Source organism: Promicromonospora xylanilytica, assembly GCF_054782895.1.
The window spans coordinates 250,704-266,690 of record NZ_BAAGRP010000003.1 but is presented as its reverse complement, the minus strand read 5'-3'; the positions used below and the strand labels follow the sequence as shown (position 1 = coordinate 266,690).

At 74.3% G+C, this 15,987-nt stretch carries 11 protein-coding genes; 7 read left to right on the top strand and 4 right to left on the bottom strand.

Going from position 1 to position 15,987, the window contains the following annotated elements:
- Positions 1–2: 2 nt before the first annotated feature.
- The 3 genes from ACYVK7_RS04845 to ACYVK7_RS04835 are packed head-to-tail and all read right to left on the bottom strand — an operon-like array spanning position 3 to position 4,419.
- Positions 3–3,182, bottom strand: a complete 3,180-nt coding sequence (locus ACYVK7_RS04845) for a sacsin N-terminal ATP-binding-like domain-containing protein (RefSeq protein WP_460886544.1) — start codon at positions 3,180–3,182, stop codon at positions 3–5.
- Positions 3,179–4,021, bottom strand: a complete 843-nt coding sequence (locus tag ACYVK7_RS04840; protein WP_460886543.1) for a DUF3027 domain-containing protein — start codon at positions 4,019–4,021, stop codon at positions 3,179–3,181. The genes ACYVK7_RS04845 and ACYVK7_RS04840 overlap by 4 nt, the downstream gene beginning before the upstream one ends.
- Before the next feature lie 23 nt (positions 4,022–4,044).
- Positions 4,045–4,419 (bottom strand): cold-shock protein, encoded by a 375-nt coding sequence (locus tag ACYVK7_RS04835; RefSeq protein ID WP_460886542.1) that lies wholly within the window; start codon positions 4,417–4,419, stop codon positions 4,045–4,047.
- A gap of 215 nt (positions 4,420–4,634) precedes the next feature.
- Between ACYVK7_RS04835 and ACYVK7_RS04830 the strand changes: the two genes are divergently transcribed.
- The 4 genes from ACYVK7_RS04830 (at position 4,635) to ACYVK7_RS04815 (ending at position 12,124) form a co-directional block, all read left to right on the top strand.
- Positions 4,635–7,241 carry a helicase-associated domain-containing protein gene (locus ACYVK7_RS04830; protein WP_460886541.1) on the top strand — a complete coding sequence of 869 codons (2,607 nt, stop codon included), beginning with the start codon at positions 4,635–4,637 and terminating at the stop codon, positions 7,239–7,241.
- Between the two features lie 42 nt (positions 7,242–7,283).
- Complete coding sequence (locus tag ACYVK7_RS04825) at positions 7,284–8,981, top strand: DNA repair helicase XPB (RefSeq protein ID WP_460886540.1); 1,698 nt, start codon at positions 7,284–7,286, stop codon at positions 8,979–8,981.
- Between the two features lie 125 nt (positions 8,982–9,106).
- Positions 9,107–11,317 (top strand): TPM domain-containing protein, encoded by a 2,211-nt coding sequence (locus tag ACYVK7_RS04820; RefSeq protein WP_460886539.1) that lies wholly within the window; start codon positions 9,107–9,109, stop codon positions 11,315–11,317.
- A gap of 9 nt (positions 11,318–11,326) precedes the next feature.
- A complete protein-coding gene (locus tag ACYVK7_RS04815; RefSeq protein WP_460886538.1) occupies positions 11,327–12,124 on the top strand; it encodes a carbonic anhydrase in 798 nt (265 codons plus the stop codon).
- A 64-nt stretch (positions 12,125–12,188) separates the two neighbouring features.
- Here ACYVK7_RS04815 and ACYVK7_RS04810 read toward each other — a convergent pair whose 3' ends face one another.
- A complete protein-coding gene (locus tag ACYVK7_RS04810; protein ID WP_460886537.1) occupies positions 12,189–12,782 on the bottom strand; it encodes an NYN domain-containing protein in 594 nt (197 codons plus the stop codon).
- 116 nt (positions 12,783–12,898) lie between these two features.
- On the opposite strand from ACYVK7_RS04810, the gene ACYVK7_RS04805 reads away from it, so the two are divergent.
- From ACYVK7_RS04805 to ACYVK7_RS04795, 3 genes are all read left to right on the top strand, one after another.
- Positions 12,899–13,624 carry a response regulator transcription factor gene (locus tag ACYVK7_RS04805; protein WP_357471883.1) on the top strand — a complete coding sequence of 242 codons (726 nt, stop codon included), beginning with the start codon at positions 12,899–12,901 and terminating at the stop codon, positions 13,622–13,624.
- Positions 13,617–15,059 (top strand): sensor histidine kinase, encoded by a 1,443-nt coding sequence (locus ACYVK7_RS04800; protein ID WP_460886536.1) that lies wholly within the window; start codon positions 13,617–13,619, stop codon positions 15,057–15,059. The genes ACYVK7_RS04805 and ACYVK7_RS04800 overlap by 8 nt, the downstream gene beginning before the upstream one ends.
- Before the next feature lie 103 nt (positions 15,060–15,162).
- Complete coding sequence (locus ACYVK7_RS04795; protein WP_460886535.1) at positions 15,163–15,867, top strand: HD domain-containing protein; 705 nt, start codon at positions 15,163–15,165, stop codon at positions 15,865–15,867.
- Positions 15,868–15,987 lie beyond the last annotated feature (120 nt).

Below are 15,987 nucleotides of genomic sequence, written 5' to 3'. Positions count from 1 at the left end.
GGTCAGTCCCACGCGCGCTCCGCGCTCAGCTCCTCCGCACGCGCCGGGTCGCGCAGCGCCGCCTCCAGGAGCAGCACGTCCGCACCCGTGAGCTCGGCGAGCGCGCGAGCGAGCGCCTCGGGGGAGGTCGCGTGGGCCACGCCGGGTCCGTCCGCCGCGCCCTCGGAGACCCACCACGCGACCCGGGCGCCGTCCACCGTCAGGTCGTCGTGGTGGCGCCAGGTCCCCGGCGCGCCCGGTACGAGGGCACGGACGCGGGGGTCCAGCTCGACCGGCTCCCCCGGTTCGTCGGGGGCGAGGCCGGGAACGTCCTCGTACGGCAGGTCCAGCAGGTCGGCCAGCCGCTCGGCGACGTCGGCCGGCGCGGGAACCACCGGGCCGAGCTGCGCCCAGCGGGGCGTCGCGGCCACCGCGAGATCGTCGGTGCGCTCCACGGTCAGGCCCGCAGGCCCGAGCGCGGGCAGCCGGGGCAGCGTGAGCGCACGCGGGTCGTCGGCTCGCGCGAGCGCGGCCAGTCCGGCCCAGACGGCGCGCGCGACGTCGGCGGGTAGCCGCCCCGGTGCGTCCGGCAGCCGTTCCAGGACAGCCGGCCACTCCTGTCCGGGCAGGTCAGCGAGGTCGTGCAACCCGCCGAGAGCGATCAGGAGGTCGTCGCCGAGCCCGGTCGTCTCCGGCGGGGCGGGCGGCAGCAGCGGGGTGTCACCGAGCGCGAAGGGACCGCCGAGCCTGCGCCGCAGGAACCATGCCGTGTACGAGGGAACCGCCCGGTCCGGGGCGTCCGGCGACCGCACGGGGGTCAGCAGGGCCCGGCGCAGCTCAGGCTGCGCGGCGATACGGCCGAGCGCCGCGGCGAGCGGGCTCCGCTCAGCGGGTGCGCCGTCCGTGGCCTCCCGCAGGGCGTCGAGGTCGGCCACCGCCTCGATCTCGCCGACCCAGGCACCCGGGCCGAGCTCGTCCGCGAGGTGCTCGAGGTACTGGGCCCAGCCGGAGAGCCAGCCGGCGGGGTCGTCGGGCCCGTGGTCGGCGTCGTCCCCCTCGTCCGGTGTCACGACGTCGGCGACCTGATAACAGCCCAGGTCGGCTCGGGCACCGGCGGCGACGAGCGACGCCGTGCCCCAGCGCCCGGCCACGTCGTCCCGCACCACGGCGAGGTCGAGGTGGCGGGCGGCCCACGTCCCGGGCAGCGCCGCCTCCCGCAGCGGGACGACGTCGCCGTCCGCGACGACGGGCAGCTCGCCCAGCCAGAACGGAAGGTCGGCCCCTGGCTCGGCAGCGGCGAGGCGGACCAGCTCGAGCACCGCGAGGACCGTCTCTGCGGGCGTGTGGCCGTCCGGCGCGCTCCCCTCTCCCTCCACCGGGTTCAGCACCGCCCCGAGGTGCTCGGCGTCGCCGTCGTCCAGCACCTCCTGCGCCGCGGCGAGCGCCGTGTGCCGCACGGCGACGTCCGCGAGCAGCCCGCGCGGCGTGGTGGGCACCGCGCCGGCGCGCTCCAGCAGGGGGTGCGCGACGTCGGGGTGCACCACGCGGACCCCCAGTGCCCTGGCGATCCCCGTGAGGTGCGGCGCGTCCAGCAGCACGGTCCCCCGTGCGCCCCTGGCCACCCGGCCGTCGGCGAGCGGGAGCGGGGCCCCGGCCACGGCCTCGAGCACCGTCGGCTCGCCGGCGTGCGGCGCGAGGGCGGCGAGGACCGTGCGCACCACCGCCGGATCGGGCGGCAGCACCTCGACGGCGTCGGCGAGGTCGACGGGGTCAGCGCCCAGCGAGCGCGCCACGGCCTGGTGGCGCACGGGAACGGTGACGAGCGCCGTAGGGGACCCGGCGGCGAGCGCTCCGGCGAGGGTCGCGTCCTCACCGAGCGGCCCGCCGAGGAACGCCGCGTCCCTCGGCGCGACGCGCTGCGTCGTGCCGGCGCCGTTCCCGAAGGCCGGCTCCGGGCCGCTCAGGCGGAGGATCGGGGCGCCGCGCAGAGCGCTGTCGGCGGACGCGCGGATCGCGGCGTCGACCTCGCCGGCCGGGAGTCCGGTCGGTACCAGCCCGAGGACCTCGCGCACCGCGCCGAGCTCGCCGAGGAACGCGGCGTAGGCCCGCCCCGCCTCGACGGCCAGGCGGTCCGACGCCGGTCCGGGCAGCACGCCGCGCCGCCCCGGGTCCACCGGGAACGACGCGACGAGCAGGGCCGGGAACGTGAGCGGCACGTCGGTGGGGGTCGGCGCGTGCAGCACGGACCCCTGTGCCGCGCGGCTTCCGTCCGTGGGCAGCGCCCAGAGCACGGACCAGGTCGGGCGGCGCGCCTCGGTGGGCAGGGACTCGTCGAGGTCGAGAGTCCCGGACGCGCGGTGCACCCGCCAGCGCGAGCCGACGTCCCGCAGGACGCGTCGGGTCGGTGAGTTCTGCGCGTCAGGACCCTGCTGACCTGCGAAGTCGTTCTCGATCACCACGTCGTCGAGGGCGGGGAGGGCGAGCAGGAGCGCGTCGTCGACGGCTGCGAGCTGTGCGCTGACGGCGGCCACGGCGCCGGGGTCACGCAGCAGCAGCTCGACCACCGTGTCCGGCTCGTCCGGTGCGGTCCCGGGTGCCGGGAACGGGAGCCGCAGCACGGGCAGCGCGTCACCTCGGGCCCGGGCCTCGCGCTCGAGTTCGGCGTCTCGCCGTCGGTCCGGGTCCAGACCGAGCTCGGCTCGCGTCGCGGCGAGTGAGAACCGCACGCCACCGGCCCGGGACCGGACCAGCACCTCGTCCGAGACGGAGCGCACGGCGGCGAACCCGACGCCGAAGCGACCCACGACGGTCCCGGGTCCGGAGCCGGCGCCCATGGAGGGCCCGGCACCGGTCTTCGCCGAGGCGCGCAGGGACGCGAGCGACGCGACGCCGTCGGCGTCGAGCGGCGCACCCGTGTTGGCGGCGACGAGCCGCCAGCCCGCGCCGTCGGCGCGCCCGGCGTCCGAGCCCTCGCCGCCCGCCTCGTCCCGCTCGAGGCGCAGGACGAGCCGGCCCGGCACCCCGGCACGCGCGGCGGCGTCGGCCGCGTTCTGCGCGAGCTCGACCACCACCCGGTCCCGGTAGTAGCCGCGCGCGTGGTCCTCCTCGGAGTTCGCGTCCTCGCGAAAACGCGTCGGAGACCCACGCCACGCCTCGGTCACCGCGCGCCGTAGCGCGGCGGTGCCGAGGGGATCGCGCGTCACGCGGAGGGTTCGTCCTCGTCGGCCTTGGTAGCGGCGGGCTCGGCCAGCACGGTGGTCTCCACCTCGTGCTCGTCGATCAGCGGCGCGGGGGCCGGCCAGTCGGTCGGATGCTCCTCGACGTCGGTCTCCGAGTGCGCGCCGCATCCGTGGTCGAGGGAGACGACCTTGCCGTCGTCGGGCGACCACTCGTTGGCGCACACCCCGAAGAGCTGCCCCATCGATCCGGACAGCGGGATGAGGAACGCGCAGGTCATGCACTCGGCGGCCGCCGCGACGGCGCCCGGTGAGGTGGGGCCGCGCGATCCGCGGTACCAGCGCGTCGCCGCCTCGTCCCTGCCCTGCGGGGACAGCACGCGGGTACGGGCGAGCGCGAGCTCGTCGATCGCCACCTCGTCCACCTCAGGTTCACCCGTCGGGGTGTAGCCCGGCTCGAGCCTCGGGTCGTCGGCGCGGAACGGCAGCACGTCGCCGGCGCCGACGTCACCAGGACGCAGGCGCTCGGACCACGGCAGCCAGGCGGGAGCGAGGATCGCCTCGTCGCCGGGCAGCAGCTCGACCTCGCTGATCGTGGCGGTGCGGCCGCGCGGCACGCGCGTCACCGTCACGGTCCAGTGCCAGCCGCGGTAGCCCCGCATGGTGGCGGCGAACCGGTGGGAGACCACCCGTTCGTCCTCGAAGAGGGTGCCGAGGTGCTCCCCGACGTCGTCCGGCCGCTCGGCGACCTCCTGTGCGGCGGCGCGAGCGAGCTCGGCCGCACCGTTCAGGACGGCGTCTCGGCTTGAGCGTGCGGCGACCCTCCGGGTGGATGTTCGGGTGGCGGGCGCGATGGTCGTGACCATGTTCCTCGGGACCTCGTGGGGGTTCAGGCGTCGAAGTCGTCTGCGACCTTGCGCAGCATCTTGGCGAGCGTCTCCGTGTTCTTCGGATAACGCCCCTTGCGCAGGTCGTTTGCTACGCGGTCCAGCATCTGCGTGAGATCACCGACGATCACAGCCATGTCGTCGGCGGGCTTCCGCTTCGCCTTGGCGACCGACGGGGCGGCGTCCAGCACCTTGACCGCGAGCGCCTGGGGACCGCGGCGGCCGTCGGCCACCCCGAAGTCCACCCGGGCGCCCGGCTTGGGCACAACGCCCTCGGGCAGGGCGGAGGCGTGCAGAAATACCTCGCCTCCGTCCTCGTTGGCGATGAAACCGAAGCCTTTGTCGGTGTCGAACCACTTGACCTTGCCGGTGGGCACTACGACCTTCTTCTGTGCTTGTCAGTACTACGTGGAAACTGCTCGGGACGGCCTGGTCGCTGCGAGCTGTGCGCGCCACCTCCGGCCGGAGGTACCAGGTTACCGGGCGGAAGCCCGCCGCGTCGCATGCATGGGGCACTCTTCGCCCGCGCGGCGTCGGCCGGGGCGTGGAACCGCCGGACTGCGGCCCAGGAAACCCGCGTAGCATCGTCAGGATGGCCTCCTCGCTCCCCGCAGCGCCGGCGGCGGCCACGCGGCACTTCGCCGACGACCTCCGGCAGCGCTCGGACACCGCGCTCGCCGCGCTCCTGCGCGCCCGTCCTGATCTCGCCACGCCCTCTCCCTCGACGCTCCGGTCGCTCGCCGCACGCGCCTCCAGCCGCACCTCGCTCGAGCGCGCCCTCGCGCGCGCCGACGCCCTGACGCTGCAGGTGCTGGAGGCGGTGCTCGCCCTGGAACCGGTGCTCCGCCCGCCGTCCGGGCCGCTGAGCGTCGACGTGGTCACCAGGGCGCTCGGCGGCGCCGCGGAGGACCGGCCCCGCGTCGCCGCCGCCGTCGACCTCGCCATCGCGCAGGCGCTGCTCTGGGAGGCAGAGGGGCAGTACGGCGCGGCTCTCGACCTGCGCACCGTGCCGGGCCTCGACGAGCTGCTCGGCCCGAACCCCGCGGGCCTCGGGCCCCACCTCGACCCCGCCCCGGACGGGCTGACCGAGGCCGTGGGGCACGCGCTCCGGTCCGCCCCCGGCGCGAGCGGGACGGCCGGGGCGCTCGACGATCTCCTCGCCGAGGCGCCCGCCGGCGCCCGCGCCGTCCTCGACGCGCTCGCCTGGGGGCCACCGGTCGGCGTGGTGCCGCCCGCGGGCTCCCGGCAGCGGGACGCCGTGAACTGGCTGGTCACCGCGCACCTGCTGGTCCGGTCGGACGCACGGCACGTGGTGCTGCCCCGCCTCGTCGGGCTCGCGCTCCGCGACGGGCACACCCACCACGAGCCACGCACCCGTCCACCCGAGCCGCAGGGCCGCTCCGTGCACACCGCCACCGCCGACGCCGAGGCGGCCAGCGCGGCGCTCGAGCTGGTGCGGCGCGTGCGGCTGCTGCGGCAGTCCTGGGACGAGAACCCGCCGACCGTCCTGCGGGCGGGCGGCCTGGGTGTACGCGACCTGCGCCGGGTCGCCGGCCAGCTGGAGACCGACGAGCGCGCCGCCGCGTTCGTGGTCGAGGTGGCCGCGCTCGCCGGCCTGGTGCGGGACGACGGCGACGCGCCGCCGTCGTACGTGCCGACCGTGACCGACTGGGACGACCTGGACGACGCCGCCCGCTGGGCCCGGCTCGTGGAGGCCTGGACGGCCTCCCGCCGCGCACCGTGGCTGGTGGGCTCGCGCGACGACAAGGGGGCGCTCCGGGCGCCCCTGTCGCCCGACCTGCAGCGGCCGTGGGTGCCCCGGCTGCGCACCGCCGTGCTGGAGGTCCTGGCGACCGGGCCGGCCGGTGACACCGTGCTCGCCCCGACGCCCTCCGCCGTGGTCGAGGTGCTGACCTGGCACACGCCCCGCTCCGTCCCGCCGGCCAGCGCCGTCGAGGGGCTGCTCGCCGAGGCGGAGTGGCTGGGCGTGACCGGTGCGGGCGCGCTGTCGACGCCGGGCCGCTCACTGCTCCTGCCGCCCGACGCGGCGGGCGGCGTCGCCGAGGCCCTGCGGACCGTCCTCCCCCACGAGGTGGACGAGATCCTGCTCCAGGGCGACCTGACGGGGATCGTCCCCGGCCGTCCGTCGCGCGATCTCGCGCGGCTCCTGGACCGGGCGACGGACGTCGAGTCGCGTGGTGCCGCGACGACCGTCCGGTTCAGTGCTGCCTCCGTCACCCGCGCGCTCGACCAGGGCGAGACCGCCGACGGCATGCTCGACGAGCTGGCCCACCGGTCCCCCGTGCCGGTACCGCAACCCCTGGAGTACCTGGTCCGGGACACCGCACGGCGGCACGGCGCGGTACGCGTGGGGGCCGCGTCGTCGTACCTGCGGGCGGCGGACGCCACGGTGCTCGCCGGCCTGGAGCACGACCCGACCCTCGTCGGCCTCGACCTCGTGCGGCTCGCACCCACCGTGCTCGCGGCCTCCGTACCCGCCTCCGTGCTGCACGAGGCGCTGCGCAAGCGCGGCCTGGTCTCGGCTCTCGAAGGGCCGGACGGGCGGGTCCTCGTCGCCCGCAAGGGCGTCACGGGCCGGGCCATGCCGGCCCCCCGCTCTGCCGCCGCCATCCGGACGGGCACCGGGACCGCCGCCGAGGTCACGGGACGCGCGCCCGACCCGGAGGCCCTGGTCGCCGAGCTGCGCGCGGTCGAGGAAGCGGCGAGGGCGGGCGCCCGGGCGCGCGCCGACGCCGCGGAGGTGGCCCGCTCGGTCACGACCGCCGGCGGCGGCATCCCGCTGCGGGGCTACCGCGTGGTGCCCAGCGTGCCCACGGGCGGGGAGACGGCGGCGGGAGCCCCGCGGCCGGGTGCTCTGGAGCCGCTGGAGGCCGCGGACGCGCCCCGCCTCGACCGTGCCACGACACCCACCCCTGCCATCGGCGCCGACCCCCTCGACGAGGACGCGGGAACACAGCACCCCGCTGACGGGTTGGCACTGCTGCGCGATGCGCTCCGCGACGGCTCCACCGTGATCGTCGAGGTGGCCGGACACACCGGCCGGCTGGAGCGCCGCGAGCTGAAGCCCTTGAACCTCGACGGCGGACGGCTCCGTGCTCTCGACCCGGACCGAGAGGCCGAGCTGACCATCGCCGTCCACCGCATCGCGTCGGTCCTACCGACGACGCCCGCGCCGTAAGGCGCAGCAACGCACCACCAGAGCAAGACTGAGGGAGCCCACATGCCCGACGGCCCGTTGATCGTGCAGAGCGACAAGACACTCCTGCTGGAGGTCGACCACCCGGACGCCGAACGGGCGCGCCGCTCGATCGCGCCGTTCGCGGAGCTCGAGCGCGCGCCGGAGCACGTGCACACCTACCGCCTCACGGCGCTCGGCCTGTGGAACGCGCGCGCGGCAGGGCACGACGCGGAGCAGGTGGTCAGCACCCTGATCGAGTTCAGCCGCTACCCCGTGCCGCACGCCCTCCTGGTCGACGTCGCCGAGACGATGGCCCGCTACGGCCGCCTCCAGCTGGTGCAGGACCCCGCGCACGGCCTGGTGCTGCGCTCCACCGACCGGGCGGTCCTCGCGGAGGTGCTGAAGTCCCGGCGCACCGCGGGCCTGGTCGGCGAGCGCCTGGACGACGCCACGGTGACGGTGCACCCGTCCGAGCGTGGCCACCTCAAGCAGGTGCTGGTCAAGCTCGGCTGGCCGGCCGAGGACCTCGCCGGGTACGTCGACGGCGAGAAGCACGCCATCGACCTCAGCCCCGTCACGAAGCCGCGGACCGAGCACGAGACGGCCTCCCCGTGGGAGATGCGCCCGTACCAGGCGCAGGCCGTCGACGGGTTCTGGCACGGCGGCTCCGGCGTCGTGGTGCTGCCCTGCGGCGCCGGCAAGACGATCGTGGGCGCCGGCGCGATGGCGAAGTCGGGTACGACGACCCTGATCCTCGTGACCAACACCGTCAGCGCCCGTCAGTGGCGCGACGAGCTGGTCCGGCGCACCACGCTGACCGAGGACGAGATCGGTGAGTACTCGGGCGCGCGCAAGGAGATCAAGCCGGTCACGATCGCCACCTACCAGGTGCTGACCACCAAGCGGAAGGGCGTCTACACGCACCTCGAGCTGCTCGACGCCCGCGACTGGGGCCTCGTGCTGTACGACGAGGTGCACCTGCTCCCCGCCCCGGTCTTCCGGATGACGGCGGACCTCCAGGCCCGGCGCCGGCTCGGCCTCACGGCGACGCTGGTGCGCGAGGACGGCCGCGAGGACGAGGTGTTCAGCCTGATCGGCCCCAAGCGGTTCGACGCGCCGTGGAAGGACATCGAGGCGCAGGGCTACATCGCGCCCGCCGACTGCGTGGAGGTGCGCCTCACGCTCCCGGAGAGCGAGCGCATGACGTACGCGACGGCCGAGATGGAGGACAAGTACCGGCTCGCCGCGTCGGCGTCGGGCAAGAAGAAGGTGGTGGAGCAGATCGTCGCGCGGCACCCGGACGACCAGGTGCTCGTGATCGGGCAGTACATCGACCAGCTCGAGGAGCTGGCCGAGCATCTCGGCGCGCCGATCATCACGGGGGCGACCACCAACAAGGAGCGGCAGCGGCTGTTCGGCGCGTTCCGCGAGGGCGAGATCTCTCGCCTGGTGGTGAGCAAGGTCGCCAACTACTCGGTGGACCTGCCGGAGGCGTCGGTGGCGATCCAGGTCTCGGGTTCCTTCGGGTCTCGTCAAGAGGAGGCACAGCGCCTCGGCCGCATCATGCGACCCAAGGCGGACGGCCGGACCGCCCACTTCTATGCCGTGGTCGCGCGGGACACCGTGGACCAGGACTTCGCCGCCCACCGGCAGCGCTTCCTGGCCGAGCAGGGGTACGCCTACCGCATCGTCGACGCCGAGGACCTGGACGAGTCGCCGGCCGGCTCGCCGACCCTCTGACCTCGGTGCCAGGCCTGCTGTGAAAATGCGCTTCACGCTGGGTGTTTACCTGGGGATTCGTTGCATATGCGCAACGGCACCCTCTCCGATTGCGAGGTCTTGAACCCGGGGTGACGATCAGGGACGTGATCGAGTCCCGAGCAAGACGCGAGCATCAGCACCAGCCCAGCACCCGGGCCTCCGGGGGATGGGCCGTCGTAGCCTTCGCAGGCCTGGTCGGGATCGTCCTGGCGGCCACCTCCCAGGCCGCCAGCGCGACGGTCACCGCACCGGCGGAGCCGCGACCGTCCGTGTCGCCCCGCCTGTCCGCGGCGACCCAGGCGGAGCTGATGTCCGACGTGCTGCCTGCGTCGCCGCCGATCACGCTCACGGATCCGGTCACCGACGGCGCCGGCGCGCTCGACGACGCCGCCCGGCAGGACGTGCGGGCCGCTCTCGAGCGGCTCGCCGACGAGTCGGACCTGCGCATGTTCGTCGTGTACATCGAGAGCTTCGACGGCACCGAGCCGGTGGACTGGGCCAACGCGAGCTCCAACCAGTCCGGGTTCGGCCCGCAGGACCTGCTGCTGGCCGTCGCGACCGCCGACCAGGAGTTCGGCCTGTCCGTGGCCACCGACGCCCCGCTCACCGGCTCGGAGCTCGGCGCGATCGACGACGCCGTGGCCGCGGCGGTCGAGGACGAGCTGTGGGCTCCCGCGGCGATCGAAGCCGCCGACACGGTCCGACGGTCCACGGCGACGGGCACCAGCCCGCTCCTCGTCGCGGGCATCGTCGTGGGCGGCCTCCTGCTCCTCGCCGCACTCGGGTACGTCCTGTGGCGCTTCGTGGCGCCGGGGCTGCTGCCGCGGCTGAACCGCCTCACGGTCGCCACCTCCCCCGCGTCCGGCGGCCCGGCGGCGGACGAGCTCGCCGGCCTGTCCCTCACCGAGCTCGACGACCGTGCCGCCGCGGCCCTGGTCGGTATCGACGACGCCCTCAAGACCTGCGAGCAGGAGCTCGGCCTCGCCCGTGCGGAGCTGGGCGCCGACGCGACCAGAGACTTCGAGCTGATCCTCGCGCGCGCCGCCGGCGACGTCCGGCAGGCCTTCGCGATCCGGCAGGAGCTGGACGACGAGGCGGACGAGGGCGCTGACGACGCAGCAGCCGACCCGCACGCGCGGGACACCGCGCGCCGCGCCCGCCTCTCCCGGGTGGTCGCGCTGTGCGAGAGCGCCGCCGACACCCTCGACGCGCGCACCCGCGCGTTCGACGACCTGCGCCGCCTGCAGCAGCGCGCGCCCGAGCTGCTGGCCGACGTCGACGCCCGTGAGCCCGAGGTCGCCGGCCGCCTGGCCGGCGCGCGGGACACGCTGGAACGGCTCGGCCAGAGGTACCCGGCGGACACGCTGGCGATGGTCTCCGGCAACCCGGAGCAGGCAGAGCTGCTGCTCGTCAACGCCAAGGCGGCGGCGGGCGCCGGACGGTCCGTGCTCGACGCGGGGCACAAGGCCGCCGCCGTCGCGCACGCCCGTGGTGCGCAGAACGCGCTGGGTCAGGCGGTGATGCTGCTCGACGCCGTCGACGCGATCGCGCTGCACCTCGAGGAGGCGGCCGGCCGGCTCGACAAGTCCATAGCGTCGCTGACCCAGGACGTGGTCGCCGCCCGGGCCGTCGAGGGCGACTTCCGCGTCACCCTGGCCCGCACCGCAGCCCAGGCCTCGCTCAAGCACGTCGAGATGACGCGCGAGGGGGGCGACCCGCTCGCCGGCCTGCAGCGCATCGCTGCGGCCGAGGCTTCGCTCGACGCCGCCCTCGCCGGCACGCGGGACGCCACGGAAGTGGCGGCACGGGCCTCGGCCCTGTCGCGGGACACCCTGCGCCGCGTCGACGAACAGCTCCGGCAGACCGCCGACTTCGTCGCCACCCGGCGGGGGGCCATCGGGGCGTCGGCACGGACCCGGCTCGCGGAGGCGACCCGGCTGGCCGACGCGGCCCGCGCGCACCAGCGGCCCGACCCCGCTGCCGCGCTCGACGAGGCGCAGCACGCGAGCAAGTTCGTGCAGGAGGCCGCCCGGCTCGCCCGCGAGGACGCCGACGTGGTCGTGACCGCCGCCCTCGCGACGGACCCCGACGCCGAGGGTGGCGGAGCCGCTGCCGGTGAGGCGAACGGCCCTGTCACCGGGGGCATGCTGCTCGGCGGCATCCTGCTGGACCCCAACCTCGTGCGCTCCCGCAAGCGCGTCGCCACGGCGCGCATCGGCGCGGGTTTCGGGGGCGGCGGGTTCGGCGGCGGGCGGCCCGAGGCGCTACGCAAGCTGGGCACGGTCCGGGCGTGGTGGCCCGTGGCGACCCGGTAGCGCGCGCACATGAAGAAGGCCACGCTGCCCGCTCTCCTCCTCCTTGCCCCGCTGCTCACGTCCTGCGTGAGCGGCGCCTCCGCCGACGATGCCGCGTCCACCGCCCCACCCGCCGACGGCGGCGAGGTGCACTGGTCGTACGACGGCGAGGAGGGCCCGGACGAGTGGGGCGACCTCTCCGAGGAGTTCGCGGCGTGCGAGGCGGGTGACGCGCAGTCGCCCGTCGACCTGCCCGCCCACGCCGACGAGAGGTCGACGGAGCACCCGAGGATCACGTCGTCGCCCACGGTCGGCGAGTCCGTCGACACCGGTCACACCATCCAGCTCGTGCCGGACGGCGACGGCTCGGAGGTCGAGTGGCAGGGCGTCGAGTTCGACCTCGCCCAGGTGCACTTCCACCTGCCCTCCGAGCACACCGTCGAGGGCGCGGCCATGGACGCCGAGTTCCATCTCGTCCACAGCGCCGAGGACGGCCGGGTGCTGGTCATCGGTGTGCTCGCGCAGGAAGGCGACAGCACGAACGAGGCCTGGCAACCCTTCATCGACGGAGCGGCCGCGCCGGGCAGCGAGAACCTGCCGCTCGACGTCGCCGCGATGCTGCCGGCCGATCCGACGTTCGAGGAGTACGCGGGCAGCCTCACGACGCCTCCGTGCACCGAGGGCGTCCGGTGGGTCATCTACGACGAGCCCGTCGAGCTGTCGGCCGACCAGATCGCCGTCCTCAAGGGCGCCTACGCGGGCAACGCCCGCCCGGTCCAGCCGCTGGGCGACCGCGTAGCCGCCAGGGGCACGATCCAACCCCGTTGAGTGCTGGATATTTGTCGCTCTGGAACGCCTACGACGACGAATATCCAGCACTCAACGAACGAGGCTAGAGATAGCGCAGCGGGTCGAACTCCTCGATCGGGATGATCCGGACGCGCGGCAGCATGGTGGTGAAGGCGTCGGCGTCGGCCTCGAGGTCGTACATGACCAGGCCACGCTGCTCCAGCTCCGTGAACCGGGCGTTGACGAACTCCCGGAAGCCCAGCAGGCCCACGCGGCGGTCGTCGTCGGCGAGCAGGGCCTCGATCTGCGGCAGGAAGTCGCCGTCGTGGCTCGCGAGCAGCACGTCGCCGGGGCGGTCCATCAGCGCGTCCAGGGTGCGCTGGATACCGACGTCGACGACCTTCTCCGAACCCTGTGCGGCCAGCGGGATCGGCTTGTAGCCCATCGCGAGCAGCGCCTGCACGAACGGCATCGGCATCTGGCCCGACGTCGCGTTGAGGAAGAACAGCGGCACCACGTTCTGGGACCACACCTTCTCCGCGAACGCGGAGATGCGGTCCCAGCGGGGCCGCTCCTCGGGTGCGGGACGGCGGTTCAGCACGTTCATGCCGAGAGTGGCGTCGATGTTCTCACCGTCGACGATGAGATACGTGCGCCGGGGCGTCTGCCCTGGATCCTGCGGGAACGGTGCTGACATGCGACACAGCCTAGCGGCGAGGCAGGTGGCGGGCCGGACGATCATGCGCGGGCAGTCCTGGCGATTTCCCGGGCGAATCTCAGGCATCGTTCAGAAACCGGTCGCACACTGGAAACATGGCTACTCCTGAGGCGCGTCTCGTCGTGGTCGACGACGAACCGAACATTCGTGAGCTCCTGTCCACCTCCCTGCGGTTCGCGGGCTTCGAGGTACATGCGGCCGCGGACGGCAACGGCGCCCTTCAGCTCGTCCGCGACGTCGAGCCCGACCTCGTGGTGCTCGACGTGATGCTCCCCGACATGGACGGCTTCACCGTGACGCGCCGCATGCGCGCGACAGGCCGGCACACCCCCGTCGTCTTCCTCACCGCGAAGGACGACACGCAGGACAAGGTGCAGGGCCTGACCGTGGGTGGCGACGACTACGTGACCAAGCCGTTCAGCCTCGAGGAGGTGGTGGCGAGGATCCGCGCGGTGCTGCGCCGCACGGGCGTGCCCACCCCCGAGGAGGAGGCCGTGCTGCACGTGGGCGACCTGGAGATGGACGAGGACTCGCACGAGGTGCGCCGCGCCGGCGTCGAGGTGGACCTGTCCCCCACCGAGTTCAAGCTGTTGCGCTACCTCATGCTCAACTCCGGGCGGGTCCTGTCCAAGGCGCAGATCCTGGACCACGTGTGGCAGTACGACTGGGGCGGGGACGCGAACATCGTCGAGTCCTACATCTCCTACCTGCGGCGCAAGATCGACACCCTGGAGGTCGACGGAGAGCTTCTGCCCCCGCTGATCCACACCAAGCGCGGCGTGGGGTACCTGCTCCGCGCCCCGCAGCCCGCCCGTGCTTGAGCGGATCAAGGAGCGCCTGTCCGGCATACCGCTGCGTGCCCGGCTCGTCGCCATCATCTCCCTGCTGCTCGCGGCGGGGCTGGGCATCGCGGGCGTGGCGACGACCACCGTCGTCTCGAACTTCCTCGTCCAGCAGGTCGACAACGAGCTGCACACCACCGCCCTCGATCCCAGCGAGGTGCTCCAGGGCACCTCGCAAGGGCTGCCCAGCGACTACTACGTCCAGGCCGTCGGCGTGGAGGGGACCGTCAGGACGGCGGGCACCTGGGCCGTCGCCCGGTTCGGCAAGCCGAACCTGCCGGACCTGACGTACGAGCAGGCCGCGGACAGCGGCAGGACGCCGTTCACCGTGCCCGCGGCCACCGACACGGCGCGGAGCGAGAGCTGGCGCGTCATCGCGCTCGTCGGCACGCTCCAGCCGTCGGGCGAGCGTGCGGTCATCTACGTGGCCCTGCCCCTGGTCGGCATGGACAGCACGGTCTCGATCCTGACCAACACGCTCATCCTGTCCGGGCTGGGCATCGTGCTGCTGGGCGGGCTCACGGCCTGGATGCTCGTCGAGCGGTCGCTGCGGTCGCTGCGGTCGGTCGAGCACACGGCGGCGCAGATCGCACAGGGCGACCTGAGCCAGCGGGTGCCCGAGGCGCCGCCCAGCACCGAGATGGGCTCCCTCGCGGTGTCGTTGAACGCGATGCTGGCGCAGATCGAACGTGCCTTCGCGGCGCAGGAGGCGTCCGAGGCGCGAATGCGGCAGTTCGTCTCGGACGCGTCGCACGAGCTGCGCACACCCGTCGCGACCATCCGGGGCTACGGCGAGCTGTACCGGATGGGCGCGCTCGACTCCACCGACAAGGTCGACGACACGATGGTCCGCATCGAGGACGCCGCGCGCCGGATGGGCACTCTCGTCAACGACCTGCTGGTGCTCGCCCGGCTCGACGAGGGGCGGCCCATCGCCCGCGAGGACGTCGACCTGGCGGCCCTCGCCCGTGACTCCGCCCAGGACCTGCACGCGCTGGACCCCACGCGCGAGGTGGTGGTGGTGCCCCTGGACGACCCGGCCGGACAGGCCCCCGACACGCTGGTCGTGGAGGGGGACGGCGACCGGCTGCGGCAGGTCCTCACCAATCTCATCGGCAACGTCGCGCGGCACACGCCGGCGGGCACCCCGGCGGAGATCGCGCTCGGCGTGCGGGAGGAGAGCGGCGTCGCGGTGCTCGAGGTGCGCGACCACGGCCCCGGGATCGAGCAGGAGCAGGGTCACCGGATCTTCGAGCGGTTCTACCGGGCGGACTCGTCGCGCACCCGCGAGTCGGGCGGCTCAGGGCTCGGGATGGCGATCGTCGCCGCGATCATCGGCGCGCACGGCGGCCACGTCGAGGTGTCGGCCACCGCGGGAGGCGGCCTCACGGTGCAGGTCACGCTGCCGCTCTGAGGTGCGGGGTGCCCACCATCCAAGACATGGGTAGCCGCCGCTGACCGATTCGGTAATAGGCTGGCCGTGCAGTGACCGACCTCAACCGTTAGGCAGAATTCACATGGGCGTGCTGACGTCAGACGCGCCGCAGTGGTTCCTCAAGTCTTTCGTCCGCAGTGTGGTGGGCGCGGGAGCCACGGCGGACACCGAGGCGATCGAGGAGGTCGGTCAGGCACTGCTCGCCCGATGGTCCGACGAGCACCGCCACTTCCACAACCTGCGCCACCTGGCCGCCGTGCTGCACCGCGTGGACGAGCTGGCGGAGGAGACCCACGAGCCCGACCTCGTGCGGCTCGCGGCCTGGTACCACGGTGCTGTGTTCAGCTCCGAGAAGAAGGTGGCCGAGGCGTCGCAGGGCGGCGAGCAGTCCACCGCCTCGGCGATCCTCGCCCGCGACGAGCTGACCGGCCTCGGCGTCTCGGCGCGCGCCGCCGACCGCGTCGCCGCGCTGGTCAACGCCATCGTCCGGCACGCCCCCGACCCGGCGGACTTCGACGCGGCCGTGCTGAACGACGCCGACCTGGCGATGCTCGCCGCGGAGCCGCAGCGGTACAAGGAGTACAAGTCCGCGGTGCGCGCGGAGTACGGGCACATCCCCACGGACGTGTACGTCCAGGCCCGGATCCGGGTCATCGAGCGGCTGCTCGCCCGCAAGTCGCTGTTCCTGAGCCCGATGGGCGCCGCGTGGGAGGAGCCCGCGCGGCAGAACCTCGACATGGAGCTGCACCGGCTGCGCAAGGAGCAGGCGAAGCTCGGCTCCGCCTGAGTCCGGCCCTCCCTACGGCGCCGCCGCGGTTCGAGCGCGACCACAGCCCCGGCTGGGCCGGGTCCGTGCACAGCGCGCCGCGAGCGGGCCCCGCCGTCGGGCCGCGCGTACCTACCGTCG